Annotated in this window: 16 protein-coding genes and 1 pseudogene; all 17 read right to left on the bottom strand. The window is 68.4% G+C overall.

The window, feature by feature from the left end; all coding sequences use genetic code 11:
- Window positions 1-7: 7 nt before the first annotated feature.
- On the bottom strand, window positions 8-673 hold the full coding sequence (locus ISU07_RS06530) for a hypothetical protein (RefSeq protein ID WP_194705953.1): 666 nt from the start codon (window positions 671-673) through the stop codon (window positions 8-10).
- A gap of 46 nt (window positions 674-719) precedes the next feature.
- Window positions 720-1,697 carry a ParB N-terminal domain-containing protein gene (locus ISU07_RS06525; protein ID WP_194705952.1) on the bottom strand — a complete coding sequence of 326 codons (978 nt, stop codon included), beginning with the start codon at window positions 1,695-1,697 and terminating at the stop codon, window positions 720-722.
- Window positions 1,690-2,499 (bottom strand): serine/arginine repetitive matrix protein 2, encoded by an 810-nt coding sequence (locus ISU07_RS06520; protein ID WP_194705951.1) that lies wholly within the window; start codon window positions 2,497-2,499, stop codon window positions 1,690-1,692. Before ISU07_RS06520 ends, ISU07_RS06525 begins: the two co-directional genes overlap by 8 nt.
- A gap of 346 nt (window positions 2,500-2,845) precedes the next feature.
- Complete coding sequence (locus tag ISU07_RS06515) at window positions 2,846-3,754, bottom strand: bifunctional DNA primase/polymerase (protein WP_194705950.1); 909 nt, start codon at window positions 3,752-3,754, stop codon at window positions 2,846-2,848.
- A 197-nt stretch (window positions 3,755-3,951) separates the two neighbouring features.
- Window positions 3,952-4,140, bottom strand: a complete 189-nt coding sequence (locus ISU07_RS06510) for a hypothetical protein (RefSeq protein WP_194705949.1) — start codon at window positions 4,138-4,140, stop codon at window positions 3,952-3,954.
- Between the two features lie 227 nt (window positions 4,141-4,367).
- Window positions 4,368-7,394, bottom strand: a complete 3,027-nt coding sequence (locus ISU07_RS06505) for a LysM peptidoglycan-binding domain-containing protein (protein ID WP_194705948.1) — start codon at window positions 7,392-7,394, stop codon at window positions 4,368-4,370.
- Window positions 7,391-7,813 (bottom strand): TadE/TadG family type IV pilus assembly protein, encoded by a 423-nt coding sequence (locus ISU07_RS06500; RefSeq protein ID WP_194705947.1) that lies wholly within the window; start codon window positions 7,811-7,813, stop codon window positions 7,391-7,393. Before ISU07_RS06500 ends, ISU07_RS06505 begins: the two co-directional genes overlap by 4 nt.
- The gene (locus tag ISU07_RS06495) at window positions 7,810-8,232 is read right to left on the bottom strand and encodes a TadE/TadG family type IV pilus assembly protein (RefSeq protein WP_194696771.1); all 423 of its coding nucleotides are present in this window, start codon (window positions 8,230-8,232) and stop codon (window positions 7,810-7,812) included. Before ISU07_RS06495 ends, ISU07_RS06500 begins: the two co-directional genes overlap by 4 nt.
- Window positions 8,229-8,663 (bottom strand): TadE family protein, encoded by a 435-nt coding sequence (locus ISU07_RS06490; protein ID WP_194705946.1) that lies wholly within the window; start codon window positions 8,661-8,663, stop codon window positions 8,229-8,231. Before ISU07_RS06490 ends, ISU07_RS06495 begins: the two co-directional genes overlap by 4 nt.
- Window positions 8,632-8,826 (bottom strand): hypothetical protein, encoded by a 195-nt coding sequence (locus ISU07_RS06485; protein WP_194696773.1) that lies wholly within the window; start codon window positions 8,824-8,826, stop codon window positions 8,632-8,634. Before ISU07_RS06485 ends, ISU07_RS06490 begins: the two co-directional genes overlap by 32 nt.
- A gap of 31 nt (window positions 8,827-8,857) precedes the next feature.
- Window positions 8,858-9,760, bottom strand: coding sequence for a type II secretion system F family protein (locus ISU07_RS06480; RefSeq protein ID WP_194705945.1), 903 nt, complete (start codon window positions 9,758-9,760; stop codon window positions 8,858-8,860).
- The gene (locus ISU07_RS06475; protein WP_228500733.1) at window positions 9,757-10,470 is read right to left on the bottom strand and encodes a type II secretion system F family protein; all 714 of its coding nucleotides are present in this window, start codon (window positions 10,468-10,470) and stop codon (window positions 9,757-9,759) included. The genes ISU07_RS06480 and ISU07_RS06475 overlap by 4 nt, the downstream gene beginning before the upstream one ends.
- A gap of 143 nt (window positions 10,471-10,613) precedes the next feature.
- Window positions 10,614-12,086 (bottom strand): CpaF family protein, encoded by a 1,473-nt coding sequence (locus ISU07_RS06470; RefSeq protein WP_194705943.1) that lies wholly within the window; start codon window positions 12,084-12,086, stop codon window positions 10,614-10,616.
- Window positions 12,079-12,276, bottom strand: a pseudogene (locus ISU07_RS25045) (hypothetical protein); the annotation flags it as partial. The pseudogene ISU07_RS25045 and the gene ISU07_RS06470, both read right to left, overlap by 8 nt.
- Window positions 12,277-12,846: 570 nt before the next feature.
- Window positions 12,847-13,524 (bottom strand): SAF domain-containing protein, encoded by a 678-nt coding sequence (locus tag ISU07_RS06460; RefSeq protein WP_323742466.1) that lies wholly within the window; start codon window positions 13,522-13,524, stop codon window positions 12,847-12,849.
- Between the two features lie 25 nt (window positions 13,525-13,549).
- Window positions 13,550-14,509 carry a hypothetical protein gene (locus ISU07_RS06455; RefSeq protein WP_194705941.1) on the bottom strand — a complete coding sequence of 320 codons (960 nt, stop codon included), beginning with the start codon at window positions 14,507-14,509 and terminating at the stop codon, window positions 13,550-13,552.
- Entirely contained in the window at window positions 14,494-14,904 is a 411-nt protein-coding gene (locus ISU07_RS06450) for a hypothetical protein (RefSeq protein WP_194705940.1), read from the bottom strand. The genes ISU07_RS06455 and ISU07_RS06450 overlap by 16 nt, the downstream gene beginning before the upstream one ends.
- Window positions 14,905-15,456: the final 552 nt, after the last annotated feature.

The raw sequence follows: 15,456 nt of genomic DNA, 5'->3' as shown, positions 1-15,456 counted from the left end.
CGGCGGCTCACCTCAGCGGGTTGTCGACCTCAGAGAGGCGCAGGACGTGGCAGCGCTCGAAGGAGGGCTGGCAGGCGACGAAGACCGTGAAGGAGACCGGGTACGACGACTCGGCCACCTCGCCGTTCCAGACTCCGCTGCGCTGGCGGGTCCCTGTGATCGTCACTGCCGTGGTTCCCGGCCGCAGATGCCCGTGCGACTGATCGACCGCGGCCGCCCACGAGTCCGGCACGTAGGCGTCGCCGATGTCGATGGTCTGCACGACCTCCATAACCCCGAGGTCGAGCCACTGCTCGACCGTCGGCAGGTACGTTGCGACGTCGTCGAGCAGCCCGGGTGTCTCCTCACCGGACGGGTCCGCGTCGGCCAATACGGCCGCTGTGTAGTCAGTGGGCAGGAACCCGGCGCTCGTGTCCCAATCGAACAGCGAGACGGCGACCGCGCGTGCGTAAGCAACAGGATCGGTCGTGTGCGGGAGGGAGCGGTCCCGCAGGGTGACGTCAGGGTCTGCCGAATCGACGACGACCGCGACCTCCGTGGGGTTGGTGGCGGTTGAGTCGGAGTTCGTACCGCCCGGTCCTCGCACCAGGCCGTACATGCCGACGGCGGCAGTGATGAGGGCGAGCGCGCATCCGAGGAGAAGCATGATCTGGCGGCCGGTCAGGTTGGACATCGGAACTCCGAGCGACGGGTTCAGGGACGTCCGATAGGTGCGATGCCTACGCCGATGTCTTTGCGTGACGTCGGGCGGCTACGAGCTGGTCGCGGAAGGCGATCGTAGCGGTGACCACCCGGTCGAACCGTTCCCAGTCACTGCGGTTGAGCTGAGCGGCGAGGGCGTCGACGTCGTACAGCTCGGTCCAGCCGTCCAGCTCTGTCCAGGTCAGGTTGAACGAGCGGACGCTCCGGAAGTGGCTGCTCGGTCCGTGGTTGCGCTTGAGGTTCTTGCGGCCCTTGTCTCGCACTTCGCGCTCGGCACGCTCTCGCGCTTCACGCGCCAGCCGAGCGAGATCCGTCTCTTCCTCCGGCTGCGGCTCTTGCGACTTGTCGAAGGCTTCCTTGACCTTGAGATAGAGCGGCTTCACCGGCTCTCCCTGCTCGATCTTGTGGAGAGCGTCGTTCGCCATGGCTCGGATCTCCGGAGGCGTGGCCTTTCGGGAGGCCCAGTCCATGAGCGCGCAGACCCGTTCGTGGGTGCTATAAGACGCCTTGCCGGTGATCGCCATCGCTGCCTGGCGACGAGCTCGTCCTGGCTCGCCCGGCTGTGCGCCCGACGCACAGCCGGAGTCTCCCGTGTCGGCGGACGCCCCGAACTGGGTCGCCTGCATGCGGCACTCAGCCTCCTCCGCACGCAGTGCTTTGAGCTCCCGGTAGAGCGACGCCTTCTCGAGTTCGTTCAGCGGCTTGTGGAGCTGGTTCTCGTCCTGCTGGGCAAGCAAGGCCTCGAGCTTGTCCGAGATGCCTGAGCGGACCCAGACCTTCATCGTGCGCCAGCCGAGCCGGCGAACAGCCTCCAGGCGTCGCCACCCGCACACCAGGACGCCTTCAGGAGTGATGGTGACCGGCTGGAGCAGGCCGAGCCGCTCGATCGACTCCATGAGTGGTACGAGGTCGCCGGGGTCCTTGCGGTGACGGACTCCGACACTGATCGAGTCGAGCGCTCGGTCGAGTTCGATGTGGCCGCGCGCGTCAGGCATGGATCCGAGCCTTTGGTCGCGGAGCGGTCTCGCTGATCTCGAAGACCAGCAGGTCGTCGTCAAGGAGTTCGGCGACCGGGTGCCCGATGAGCAGTCGCAGAAGCACCCCGTGCCCGTCCGACGTACAGGCCTCGTCGGGGTTCGGATTGCCCAGCACGATGCGCAGCACCGTCGCCCACGCTTCCTGGTCGATGTCGAGAACAGCCCGCGCCGTGTGGTCGCGCCGCAGAGCCGCGTGAGCCTTCGGGCGAGATCCGGACTCAACGAGTCGGGCCGAGATGTAGTCGAGCGTGCAGGTCGCCGTGTCCCGTGGCCACCCGAGCGCGGTGAAGAGGTCGATCGTCGCGTCGACCGCTTCGTACGCGCCGGTCGGCGGAGCCTCGTCGGGATTGAATGGCTCGACGGCGAGCCCGGGCAGGAAGTTGGGCAGGTCGGCCTCGGTGTCGCAGAACCGCCGTACATCGTGGTGTCGGGAGATCTCCGGGCGCCGGGCCTGGTCGACGGAGCACAGGAGCCCGTCGGCGCGCTCCTCGGCGATGAGCGTGACCTTGACCGCGATGGTGACGACGGCCCACGGGTCATCGGCCGTGCGTACGGCGTAGGTCCGCATGGCCTCGAAGGCTGCCGCGGCTCCGGCGGTCGGGTCGCAGCGGTGCTTGACCGCCAGCGCCTCGTACTTCTGCGCGGCATAGAGCATCAGCTCGCGGGCCTCGGGATCCTGCTCCCAGGCGTGCGGTCCGGACACCCGGAGGCGCACGAGGAGTCGGCGCAGCCCGTTGGCGGTTTCGAATGAAGTGTTCACAGCGAGAGTCCCTCCGTGCGGTTCGCCGACGACCTCGGGGACGGCGAGTTGGGGATGCTTCGGTGGAGGGCGCGCGTCGTCGTGGCCGGAGTACGGCGGGCGCGCCGGACCAGTTCGGCCTGAAGGTCGACGCCGCGCCCAACCATCGGCGCAACGTACGTCGCGAGCTCGGTCGGCCGGACCCATGCGATGCCCTTCGCTGCCTTCGCTGGCGCCTGCCCTCCCGCCGCGGATAGAGACGGATCGCGATGGCGAGCGAGCTCGCTGACCGCTGCGTCGGGACTCGGCACGGGCAGCGAAGGCTCGGTCGACCGGTAGATGTGTCGGCGGTACTCGGCGTGGCTGTTCACAGCTGGATCGCCTCACTCCTCTGGGTAGGGCCCAGGCGGCTCACGGGGCCCAGCCGGGACGCGATCCGGAAGGCGGAGTCGATGGTCGAGTCGATCTCCCGATCGGGGAGGCCGGCGTACTGTGCGGCGGGCATCAGGTAGGTGACTGCGTTCGCACGGCTCTGGCCGTCCTCGGCCATGCGGCACGACGCCCAGAAGAGGGCTCGGTTGCGACCGCCTTCGGGAGTCAGCGCGACCACTCTGGCCAGAGCCTCGGGTCGGCATCCCTTCGGAGGAAGCCCCTGAGGTGGAGCTACCGGTCGCGGCCGGGGCGGCTCGAGGAACTGGCGCAGTTGGATCGCGTCGAGCGGCTTCGCCGGCAGGGTCGTGACCGCGATGACGTCGTACGTCTTGAGCACGCCGCCGACCTCGATGCGCGACGGAGGGGCGATGACGTAGCCGCCGTCGCCCCGGAAGTCGATGTGCGCGGACGGCACTTGCCAGGAGCGCTGCTCGCGGTCAGTCCCGGCGGGGTAGTAGGCGTGGATCCCGCCCGAGGGCGTGCGGACCATCCAGGCCCAGTTGTCGGCGAGGCCCTCGGAGCGCGCATGCTCGAAGGCAGCGAATCCACTGCCCCCAGGGTGGACGTCGATGTCGACGACGAGGATGCCGGTTTTGGCGCCTGTGGGCAGGCCGATGTTCGCGTCAGGTGTGCGCTGCCACCAGGCATGGACCGTACGAGCCGACGATGTCGCGTCGTGGAAGCCGTTCGACGTGAGCGGCTGCTTGCCTCCGGGAACGCAGGGGAAGACAGGGATCCCGAGGTTGGCGAAGCGAATCGCGGCGTCGGCCAGGGTGGGCTCGGTGGCGACACGTTGCATCGTCGAGACGGTCCAGTCGGGGATTGGGTTTGACGGGTCGAACATGCCCCCGAGACTGGCCCGCCGGCGTTACCGCTTTCCGGTAACAACCAGGGGGAGCGGAAAGGGGAACGTTGCGTTTGCGCAGGTCAGCGGCGTTCCCTAAGAAGTCACGCCAATTGTTGGCTGCGTCCATTAGGGGCGCCGGGATTCGTGCCTGGGCGGGTGGTCAGCGCGCGCGGCGGCCGACACCGCTTGGTCTGTCAGCCAGCGGCATGCCGTGGACGTGACTCATGCGCGAGCCCGTTGGCGTCCTCGTAGTCCCAGAGTGCCCACTCGTAGCCGGCGGTGAAGGCGCTGTCAGCGTCGCGGTGCTCGGCGAGCCAGCGGCGGCCGGACGCCGCGGAACCGGTCTGTAGCGCGACGGCCCGTCCGGCGTTGTAGCCAGCCATGTACTGCTGCTCCCTTGCGTAATCCCCACTGGGCGAGTCGAACATATGTTCTATCCTCGGTCAAGATGGGATCGTGCGCGACCCCGCCTAAGAAAGTCGCCTGGACACAACAGCGGGGCTGGCGGCACTGCCGGCTGGGGTTCGGCAGCGACCGACGAGGTCGACACACAACCGTGGACTTGCTGATCCACTCACGGCTGTACGGAGCAGACGATCAGATCGCGTGCTCAACCAGTCCGTCGCGGGCGCGGCCCGTGCCCTCCCCAGTTCTTGTCGTGGGCGACCTGAGCGGTGCGATCGGGAAGATCGATCGGCGGCAGTTCGTCGTCGCGCCGATTGAAGACCCTGTCGGTGAGGTCTTGGTCAGCCTGCTCGCTGTCACCGGTGGCCTTCTCCGCCTGGATCATGTCGAGCTGGGCGACCTCGTCGTACGGCGAAGCGGTGTAGGCGACCTGGGCTGCCCAGAGAGCGAGGTCGCGGTCGCCGGTGGCGAGCGCGTGGGTCGTGACGATGTGCCCGACATCGACGACGGCGCTGGTCATGATGTGGTCCCAGCGGTCACCCTCCAGGAGCCAGTTCCAGTGATCCTTGCGGAGGTCGGAGAACGGCTCACCGCTGACCAGTCGCAGTGCCGCGATCAGGTCGTCGATGCCGTCGGCGCCGCGGCTCTGCCCTCGAGCCCGGAGACGACGGAACAGGTCCACGTCGCACTGGACGCGCTCGAGCTTGTAGAGGGCGGGCGAGCCTGGGTCGCGGCCAGGCTCCGCCTTGGGCAGGTAGGGCTCACCGGTGCCGGGATCGGTGCCGAGCCACCGACGCAGTTGGCTCATGTCGACCCGGACACGCTCCGGACGAATCGCGAACGCAACGGCAACGTCCGCTCCGGAAACTCCGTTGGGATGGAGCGCGAGGTAAGCCAACAGCTCGACATAGAACGGACGCCGATGTGCCGTCGCCTTCGTATCGCCGGTGGTCCGGGCGCTGACTGGCCCGAGGAGGGTCACCTTGGCAGACGACAGGGTCGGCGACTCCCAGCGCGCGAGGTCCTCGTCCAACCCCGGGTCCACGGCCTCGACGGCTGCGCGGGCCTCCGGCGCAGCCCGAGGCGCTAGCACCTCGACGTCCTCCACGGTCGTCGCCGCAGCGTCGGTGTAGACCACTGCATCTAGTGGCAGCAGAGACTCGGCTCCGGCTGGACCCTCGGGACGTGGTCGGGTCAGCCGCTCAACCAGCGCACCGCCGAGGTCAGAGACCGCCGTTCCCTGGTCCTGTTCCGGCACGGGAACGACGGTCTCGTCGAGTGTGAGGTCAAGAAGCAGCGCGCATGCCCTTGCCTCCTCGCCGCTCAGCCCTGCCGCCGCCACGTCGACTCCGAGGCTTGGTGCCTGGAGACGACCGTCAGTGGTCAGCTGCAGGTCGGTGCTGGAGGATCGAGGCTCGCCCGCGAGGTCGACCAGCGCCGCCGACGAACGACCGGGGATCCCTGCGATCACCTCTGCGAGTTGGTCGAGGTCGGCGGTCGGACGGTTCGCGGTCGCGATGATCACGGCGTGGAAGTCGTCGGGGTCAGACGGCTTGGTGATGGAGGCCAGGTTGCGCGCGAGTTCTGCGATGAAGTCTGTGTCCCCTGCGGGGTGGGTGCGGACGCGGCCAAGGTTGAACGATGCCAGGTCGGAGCCAAGGCCCAAGAGATCGACCGTCGCGACGATCGACCACGGGTTGACGGCCAGCTCGGCGGCGAGGTGGCGTGCGAAGGCGGCCTTCCGGTCAGCGTTGCCCGTGACCGTGACGGTGCGGAGTTCTTCGAGGTTGAGGAACAGGAACGACCCGTCGGCGGCCTGGCCGACGCTCACGAGAAGCGGGAACGGCGGGAACGAGTCCTCCGGGCGATCGGGAACGTCGGCCACAGCGATCCGCCATTCGGAATCGGATCCTCTCCACGGCGCCGGCAGGTCGGCGGCTTCCTGGAGGGTCAGGAAGATCTCGTCCTCCCCAAGCGCGACCTTGGCGAGTGGAAGCACTGGCGGGAGCGCGCGCAGCGCGGCGTCGAGGGCGTCGATCCTGGGCGCCGTCACGGATGCCGTGGCACGGGCCGTCTTCTCAGCGGAAATGAGTTCGGCCGGCGGCGGAGGGATGACCGTGCCGGGACGTCGATGGCGCAGTTGGGTCCGTCGCTGCGCGCGCAGTGCGATCCAGAGCGCGCCACCGAGTATCGATCCCGCCCCGGCCAGGCCGGGGACGAGCCACGACGGGATCACGCGGTCGTCGGCACTCCGACCCGCCTCGTCGGTCTCCGCGTTCGGCTCGTTGGCGGGCTCGGAGGGAGCCGTCTCCGTCGGAGGCGACGTAGAGTCGGGGACCTCCTCCTGCGGCTTCTCGTGCTTGGGTCCCCGTGCCTCCGCGGGTGGCTCCTGCCCGGGGATGGTCAGCTTCCAGCCGGGGAGGATCAGGGCGGGATCGGTGAGGCGAGCGCCGTCGGCTTGGAGGGTGCCGCGAGATGCGTCGAAGATCGAGGGATACTCCTCCGCGTCGCCGAGCTCGTCCTCTGCGATCTCGGACAGCGTGTCGCCGGGCTGAACGACGTAAGTCCCCGCCGGTGCGGTCTCCGCAACGGGCACTCTCAGGATAGTGCCCGGTAGGAGGAAGTCGGGCCGACCGTCGAGGACGGCCTTGTTGAGCTCGACGAGTTCGACGTACCGAGCCCCGTCTCCGAGGCGGTCCTCGGCGATTCTCCAGAGGCTGTCGCCACGCTTGACGGTGTAGCGCTCAACCTTCGGCTCCTTTTGCTGCGCGACCGTCGGCGCCGGAGTGGGGGCAGCGGCGGGTTCGACGGTGACTCGAGGGTCGGCGGGCAGGGGAGTCGCCATCAAGGCGGCCTGGGCCTTCGGCTGGGGGAGGAACGCAGTCGCCGACGGCACCGCGACGAACAGCAGGGCAGCTGCGGCGATGAGGCGATCAGCCGCGACCTGGGGCATGGACAGGCCAGGCAGTCGCGGTGTGCGGATGCCACTGGCCCGCGACAGGATCGATGCGACGAGCTGGCAGGTGAACACGGCCCAAGCGATCCAGCAGACCGCAGCGAGGACCTCGACCACGAGCGTGCCGTCGTCCGGGGCAGTGAGCTGCGACCACGAAAACGCAGTCAGATCCGGGACCGCGTCGATCGCGAGCAGGACAGCTGGCACGCCGACCACGAAGGCGACCAGGGCGAGCGTGGCCGCCAGGCCTCGCAGTCGGGAGTTGAGGGTGCTCATCGCTCGCTACCTCCGAGGGTGCGGATCAGACGAGCCGTCGCGGTGCCCGACACGTCAAGACGTTGGATGCCGATCAAGCCCAGGAACTGTGGGTCGTACGAGTCGTGGACGGTGACCGTGATGGTGTCGCCGTTGCTGATCTCGACCGTCCCGCTGACGCCGGCGGCGTCGAGGTATTGCTCAGCGGCGGCTATGGCCGCAGCGGGGCTGATGGTCAGCTCGCGTCCCTGGATGGCCGCACCGCCCTCGACCTCTTCGCCGCCGGCGCGAGCCGCTTGGGCAGCGAGGTCGTGCGCTCGTTCGTGAGCGTGCACCTGGCCGCCAAGGTCTACGGCCAGACCGACGAGGAACACCATCACGAAGCTCGACAGGGCCAGCCAGACCGTGATCGAGCCGCGCTCGTCGTCCTGGCGCCTCATTGTTCCCGCCAGGTGTCGATCGGGCTGGACATGGTGGCGCGCATGACGCGCGAGCCGGGGACGCCAGGGACTGCGAGGTCGGAGAGGTCCAGGCGGCACGCGACGGTCACGTTGACCGTGCCGGGCACGCCTGGTTGCTTGTTGAAGTCATTGGTGTCGACGGTCACCTCGACGTCCGAGCAGCCGATCTTCTGGTTGGCGATGCTCGCTTCGGCGGCCTCGCGAGCGTCGTTACGTGCGGTCTCCGCGTCACGCGCGATCGAGGCGGACCGGGCGCCGTCGGCGGCAGCGGACTGGAGGGCCTCGTGGGTGCTCGCCGTACGCCCGCCGAAGATGATAAGGCCGACGAACAGCGCGAAAGCCGGTACGCCGATCGCCGCCTCGATCGCCGCCGAGCCACATTCGTCTCGTCCCGTCATGGTGTTCCCGCTGCGCTGGGAGCTGTGAGTCGCTCGATGGGGACGGTCGCACTCTGCGAGATCCGCACCTTCCACCCGGGGATCACGCTGAGGCTGAAGCCAGTGACCGTCACTGTGGCCGTCGTCGTCGTGCGTTTGGCGATCGTCGAGGTCCCGGTGAGTACATCGTCGCCCCCGGCTTCGGCGAGGAAGTCGTTGGCCGCACCGACGCCATCTGCCTCGTGGCCCTGCTCGGCCCCGGCCGCTCGGGCCCCCTCCTGCGCGGCAGCGATCGCGACCGTTCGGGCGTGATAGAAGAGCGCGGCCTGCATCCCCAGGAACATGACTGCGAACATTGCGGGCAGGAGGATCACGAGCTCGATCGATACCGAGCCCCGGTCGTCGCGCCGCCGACGGCGGCTACTTGATGTTGCCGGCCTGACTTTTGACATAGGTCGTCACGGCCGCGACCACGATCCCGACGATGGCGATGACGGCAACTGCCCACAGCACGTGCTCCGTGGTCACCGAGCCACGCTCGCTTCGGCGGGCCGTTCGCAGGCCGTCGTATGTGGTCAGCACCGCCACTTGAAGCAGGATCAGGACTTTCAACATGGGAGTTCCTCCTTGGGTGTTTCCTTCCGATTCACGAGGCCGTGAACATGCGAAGCAATGAGGGGGCCACGAGCAGGGCCATGAAGATGACGCCGAGCAGGGAGCCGGGGATCGTCATTCGTTCGCCGACGGCGTTCGCCTGGGCGATCTCGTCGTTGAGCATCGCCGTGCGCATGGCGGCGGATCGGGCGCGCAGGGTGGCGTACACGCTTGCTCCCTCCTCGCCGGAAAGGCGCATGATGTCGGCGAAGTCGTCGAGCTCGGGGAGTCCGAGCTCCTCGGCCAAGGTGTGCAGCGCGTCCCAAGGCGGCAGACCGGACCAGCGTGATCGGGTCAGCTCCTCCGAGAGCCGGGTGAAGACCCAGGAGTCGCCGATCTCCGCCGCCGCTTCCATCGCCTGTCGGACGCCGATGCCGTTGTGGCGTTCGAGGGCGACCAGGTCGATGTATGCGCCGAGGGCCCGGGCGAACTCGACGCGGGCCTTCCTGGCTTCGTCGAGCGCGTTGTAGTTCGGGATGAAGAACATGACTGCCGCGAGCCCGATCGAGGCCAGGGCCGGGATCTGGAGAGGGAGGCCAAGGCCGAGGGAGTTGAACAAGAGGGTGAGCCCGGGCGGTATGAGGAGACCGAGTCCGGCGAAGGTGAGCTTCTCGCCGTAGAACTGCGCGACGGAGATCCGGAGCAGGGCGAGCTCGCGCGTCGGCGTCCGGATCCAGACGCCGGGTGGGAGCACACGCATTCCCCAAAGCCCCAGGCGTTCCTTACCCGTCTGTGCGGCAGCGGCATTGGCAGTCGTGCGGCTACGCGTGGAGGAGACACGCTCCAAGGCGTCGGCCAGGTCCGGCTCGGCGGGCAGCAGTCGCGCGACGACCAGGGTGAGGCCGAGTCCGACGAGACCGCCGGACACGATTGCCAACTGCAGACCGGTGATCATGGCGTAGCCGCCGCGTCGGGGCGGGTTTCGAGGAAGCGCGGAAGCGGCTTGCCGGTCGCCATGCGCCGCATCCAGATCAGGGTCCCGACGTACGCCGACAGAAGCAGGACGAGGATCACCTGGCCGATAGCGGTCGCGTACGGCTCGACGTACTTGCCTGACAAGGCGAGGACAACCAGGACGCTGGCGCTGATGAGGGTCACCCATCGAGCGGTCGCACGCGGCTTGGCTCGATCCGCCTCGACCTGCCGACGGGCCCGTACGTCGCCGGCGACCGACTCGGCGAGGCCTTCGAGAACACTCGCAAGCCCGGCGCCGCGGCGGCGTGCTCCGAGGATGAGGTTCGCGGCGATCAGGTCGCCGGTGGCGTCGTCGAGTTCGTCGGCGAAGACTCTGAGTGCCGTCTCTGTGTCCCATCGGGCACGAAGGCGAGCCACCAGCCGACTGACCTCCGCGTTGATCGACGCGGGCGTGGAGCGCAGCGTCGCGACGAGCGCCTGCTCGAGGCCGATCCCGACGGTCAGGACGCCGGCGAGCGAGCGCGTCCATTCCTCCATCGCTTCGAGCCGGTTGATCTGAGTGGCAGCCGGCGGAGCGGACAGCAGAGCCGGTAGTCCGATGACCGCGACCGGTGCGATGACCAGCGCGAGTACCCACCCGGTGATCGCCCATCCGAGGAGGCCAAGGCCGACGCCGAGCAGAAGCAGCATCCGGGTGCGCGAGGTCAGGGTGACGCGGCCGCCTCGGGACGTGCGCTCCTCGCGAGGTGGTACGGCTGTCGGTCGTAGGCCGACGACGATGCCGAGGATGCCGATGGCGATCAGTCCGCCTGCGAGGGCGGGAAGCAAGGGAGTCACGGCTGCACTCCGTACGCCTGGGTCGAGAGGTATGCCGCGAGGTCGAAGCCGTAGTGGGCCAGCGCCCGATACTCGTCGGGAAGCACGTCCGGTACGGCGACCCCTGACGCATCGGCGCGGAAGACGTGCGTGGTCGCGTATCCGACCTCCCTCTCGCCAGGGGCGAGGGCGATGATCTCGGCGACCCTTCTCGTCCGCTGCGCGCCGCCGGGAACCGCCCCGGTCTCCATGCTCAGCTGGACGATCAGGTCCACCGTGGCCGCGAGCTTGCTTGTCGCGAGCCCCTGGGTGACGTGAGGACCGGCCTCCATCGCGCACGTGACGAGCTTGCGGACGGCCGCCACGGCGTCAGCCGCGTGGGTCGTCGAGATGGAGCCCGTCCCGGACTCCATCGCCTTGATCATTGCCCAGATTTCCTTGCCTCGTACCTCGCCGACGATCTGGCGGGAGAGGTTGAACCGGAAGGAGTCGACGAGCGCCTCGTCGAGAGTGAACTCGCCAGCCTGCCGACCATCAGGCCCACGCTCTCCGGATCCCGGGCGTGCCTCCCAGGCGTGGACGACCTTGTGGCGGCCGAGTTCGTGGAGGTGCAGCTCGTACTCGGTCTCGAAAGTGCCGATCGCCTCCATGGCGTCGATCTCGGCACAGAGCGCGCGGACCAGGGTTGTCTTGCCCGCTCCCTGGGCGCCTGCGACGACGATCGAGCGTCGTGCCCGGACTGCGGCGCGCAGGAACGATGCCGCAGTCGGCGTCATCATCTCTCTAGCGACGAGGTCGTCGAGGGTGACCTGCATCAGTCGGTGTCGTCGGATGACTACTGAAGGACGGGGCGTGACCCATGCGGCGGCGGCCAGGCGGGAGCCGCCGTCCAAACGCAGGTGGAGCCGCGGCTGGGCCTCGGAGAAGGAGCGAGCGTTGACCTCGCTGCGCGAAGCAAGGAAGACCAGGAAGTCGATGAGTTCCGGGTCGGAATCAGCGACCGGTGGGCCATCGATCAGGGTGCCGTCGACCAGTTCGAGAAGGACATTGTCGTGGCCGACGATGACGATGTTCTCGATGTCGTCGTTGTCGACCAGCGGCTGCAGACGACCCAAGCGGAAGAGCGAGTCGAAGACAGCCTGCGCCGTTGCTTGCTGGCGCCCCGGGCTCCAGGCCCCGCGGCCGGCGTCAACGTCGTCGGCCATCGCGGACTCGATGAGGTCCAGCACGATCGAGCGGCCGAGCTCCTGCTGCGCTGCCTTGTCGAGTCGGTTCCGGTCTGAGGCGACGGCTTGGCTCAATTGCTCGGACGCCCGAGCGCGCAGCTCCGCGACGATCGACCAGTCGACGTCAGGGCCGGTTGTAGGGGGAACTGTTACGGGAGCGCCGAGCTTGGGCACTGCAGGCGTCGAGCCGTTCGTATGCTGGCTGAACAGCGGTAAGCGCGAGAGGTCGCCGTACTCACTCAGGTAGCGGGAGGCCTCAGTCATCGCCTGGCCTCCTCGACGAGGGCGAACCGACCCCGCGAGACATGCGCCTGGACCGACTGAGCTGCTGCCTGAAGACCCCGGACGTACGGACCTGTCTCGAAGTGACGGGGCGGGTTAGCGCCGCGGTGGTAGACAGCTCCGGCCGCCGGATCGTCGGGGAGGTCGGCGACCACGGGCATCCCGAGCACTTTGGAGACCTCGGTGTCGCGGTATGGCTGACCTTCGCCGATCAGGAGCAGGCCCGGGTGTCTCCATCCGCTCCCGGGCTGGCGAACGGTCTCGGCCCACGAGCGTGCGGCGGAGATCGAGGGCAGGTCGGCGCGAGTGACCAGCAGGGTTGCGTCAGCCGAGTCCAGGAGTTGCTGCGGCGATCCCGTCAGTCCGAGCCTGCCCGCATCGACGATGACGTCCTGCCCGCTCGCTTCCAGTTCGCGCAAGGCCGCGTCGAGGGGTTCCCACATGTCGCGGAGTGCAGCTGCCTGGGCGTGCGTCCGCGTTCCCGCGACGATGGAGACGTTCGGGCTCAGGGGCATGACGACGTCCCGTAGCGCATCCGCCGTGCTAAGCGGCGAGAGCGCCAGCTCGACCAGCCCGGCGTCGTACGGCGTCGTGCCCTTCATGAATCCGGCGAGAACCCCCGAGCCGCCGGTCGGGTCGGCCTCGACGAGAAGCACAGGGCGCGGCCAGCAGAACGCGAGGCCCACGGACGTCGTCGTCACACCGGGCGATCCGGACGCGGAAGTCAGGCAGATGACAGCCATCACTCGGCTCCCGAGTCCAGCACCAACGCGACGTTCCCGGTGGCGGCTCGTGCGGCGAGGACGCCCGCGTCGGGATAAGGCACCAGGACGTTGACGACCGTGTTGCCTGTTGTCTCGTCCACGTACGTGCCGACGACCTCGGCGACGGTGAAGGGCGGGGCGTTGGCCGGCGCCTCGCCGTTGTCGCCTGGCGTGACGATGATGCGGACCTTGTCGCCGCCGTACAGCGGCATTCCGGGGACCTGCGCGGGTGTCAGAGAGATCCCGACGATCGACTGGCCTTGCGGAGGTAGCGGCTCGTCCGCCGTCGACTCGTTCGTGAGCAGGCCGCCAGCCGAGATGTCGAGTGCTGCCCGCTGACCGATGATGTCTTCGTACGCCGACGCGGGCAGCGGCGACAGCGCTGGGTCGCCGCTGATCCGGATTCGCTGGATGTCCTCGGCCTCGATCACCTCGCCGCGGTGGATCGTGTCTCGCGCCGCGAGCACCTCCTGGGTGTTCGTCGTCGCGCTCCAGGCCCACGCGCCGAGCAGGCAGCCGAGCGCAGTCACGATGACCGCGGCGACGACGAGCGCGGGGCGTCTCCGGAGCTTGGGCGGAGGAGTGATGCTGGTGGCGGTGTCCGGCGCGGTGGGGCGCGGGCCGGTCCTCCGGTCCTCTCGGGTAGTTGTGGACACTTCGTCGTACCTCCCGCGCAGCTCGTCAGTTCACGAGCACCTGCGCCTCGCCGATCCGGATCTGTGTTGAGCGGTTGAGGCCGTCGAGCCGGATCGTCCCCGTCTGGCCGGCGCCCGACCAGGTGATGACCCAGCTCGACGTGGCGGTGACGGTGTACGCGTCATCGGTCTCGTGCGCGCTCGACTTCGTGTAGGTGTGGCCGCAGTCGGGTGAGTCCTCCCGCCCGTACGACGGCTTGTACGGCGTGCCGGCCGTTTCGCAGACAACTTCGGTGCCGTCGCCCATGTCCCAGGTGATGTGGAGGACCTTCGCGGTGGCCGTGATCGTGATGCCGCCGGCAGAGGCGCTCTCAGTAATGGGGCCGACGGTGTGGGCGTTCGGGTCCTTGGCCCACATCCAGACCGGCATGCCGACCAGGCCGATGCTGTCCGGACCCGGCTCGGGCGCGATGCCAATGTTGATGGCAGATAGATGCATCTGCTCGATCGCGATCTGTGCCACTTCACGCGGTGTTGGTCCCGTGCCGGAGTTCGGTGGCGGGTCCTGCGACCAGATGGTGATGAGCAGACCTGTCTGCGGCTGGTAGCAGTTGTAGACCGCCCCGTCGCCGGGCTCGTGGCCCTGCCAGCTCGGGTCGCCCGCTGGCGGCTGGGGCTCGACCGGACTGATGTAGCAGTTGTAGCTGTTCGACCAGTAGCCCGCGGGCGATGAGCAGGGCACAGGCCCGGGTGGAGGCTTCGTGATGCCTTGGCTGGTGCCATCCCAGTAGCAGGCCGCTCCGCTTCCGGTGTCCTGGGGCCCGTCGTCGCCTGGCTCACCTGGCGTACCGGGGGTGCCCGGCACCTCGATCCAGATGAGGCACTCGCCCGTCGCCGGGTCGGTCTGCGAGCACACGGTGTCCGCGTATGACGGGGCGTGGACGAGGACGGAGAAGCCGGCGGCAAATACCGCAGTCAGGAGGAGGCGAGTCAGGATGCCGTGCATGGCGTCTGCTTGAGGTCCTGGCCCGTCGCCACGCGCCAGCCGCCGCTCGGATCGGCGGCGTAGTCGTAGTTCGCGACGGAGTAGCGGGTCCACCCGGTGTCCGGGCGGTTGGGGGAGACGATCGACTTGCCGCTCTTGTCGATCACGTCGACCTTGCTCACGTCCCAGCAGACGTCGATGACGACCGTCGGCACCTTGCCAGCCTTCGGGTCGGAGTTGTCGAGATTGACCGACTGCACCTGCAGTTCGTTGATCATTGTGGTGCCGGTCTGACGCTGGCCCTCGTCGCGCTGCCGGCCGATGAGGGTCTCCACGGCGTTCAGCTGCGCGCTCGTCGCGACGGACTTCAGTTTCTTGAGGTCGGCCGCAGGATCGCTACGGAGCTGGTCGACCACCGTGAAGTAACTCCGTACCGACTCGGTGGCATCGGCGCTCGCTGCGTCGGACGGAGAGCTCGGCGACGCGCTCGGCGTCGGTGAGCTCGTCGACGTCGACGACGGCTCGGCGGTCGCCGGGGGATCGGTGTCGCTCTCGCCACATGCGGAGACCGCGACCAACATGGTTACGCCGGTCGCCCAGGAGATCAGCCCGAGTCGAATCTTCATGGGTGTGTGTCCTGCTCCTCTCGCCGTTCGGCGTGAGGCGCAAACGAAGCCGCGTGGCGTGCGGGCATCGTCTGGGCCTCATCGTAAAGGCCGTTTGTCGGTTTCGCACCCGGCTCTTCTATGCCTTCCGGGCCCGCTGCTCAGGTGCTCTCTGACTTCCAACTCTCCGGGCCTACCCTCCTCCCCTTTTCTCGCCCCACGTCCTTCCTCTACCTCCTCCCTGCCACGCCCTCCACCTCTCGCCGCTTCGCTCGTCCCGCACTCCGCCCCGTCCGCCCCTCTCGTGCACCCAGCCCCTCTTCGCCTTCACACGGATTGCAGATCGAGGGGTCTGTGGATGGA

Source organism: Nocardioides islandensis (genome assembly GCF_015352455.1).
Lineage (GTDB): Bacteria > Actinomycetota > Actinomycetes > Propionibacteriales > Nocardioidaceae > Nocardioides > Nocardioides islandensis.
The sequence above is the reverse complement of the archived record's forward strand: the minus strand, read 5'-3'. Positions and strand labels throughout refer to the sequence as shown.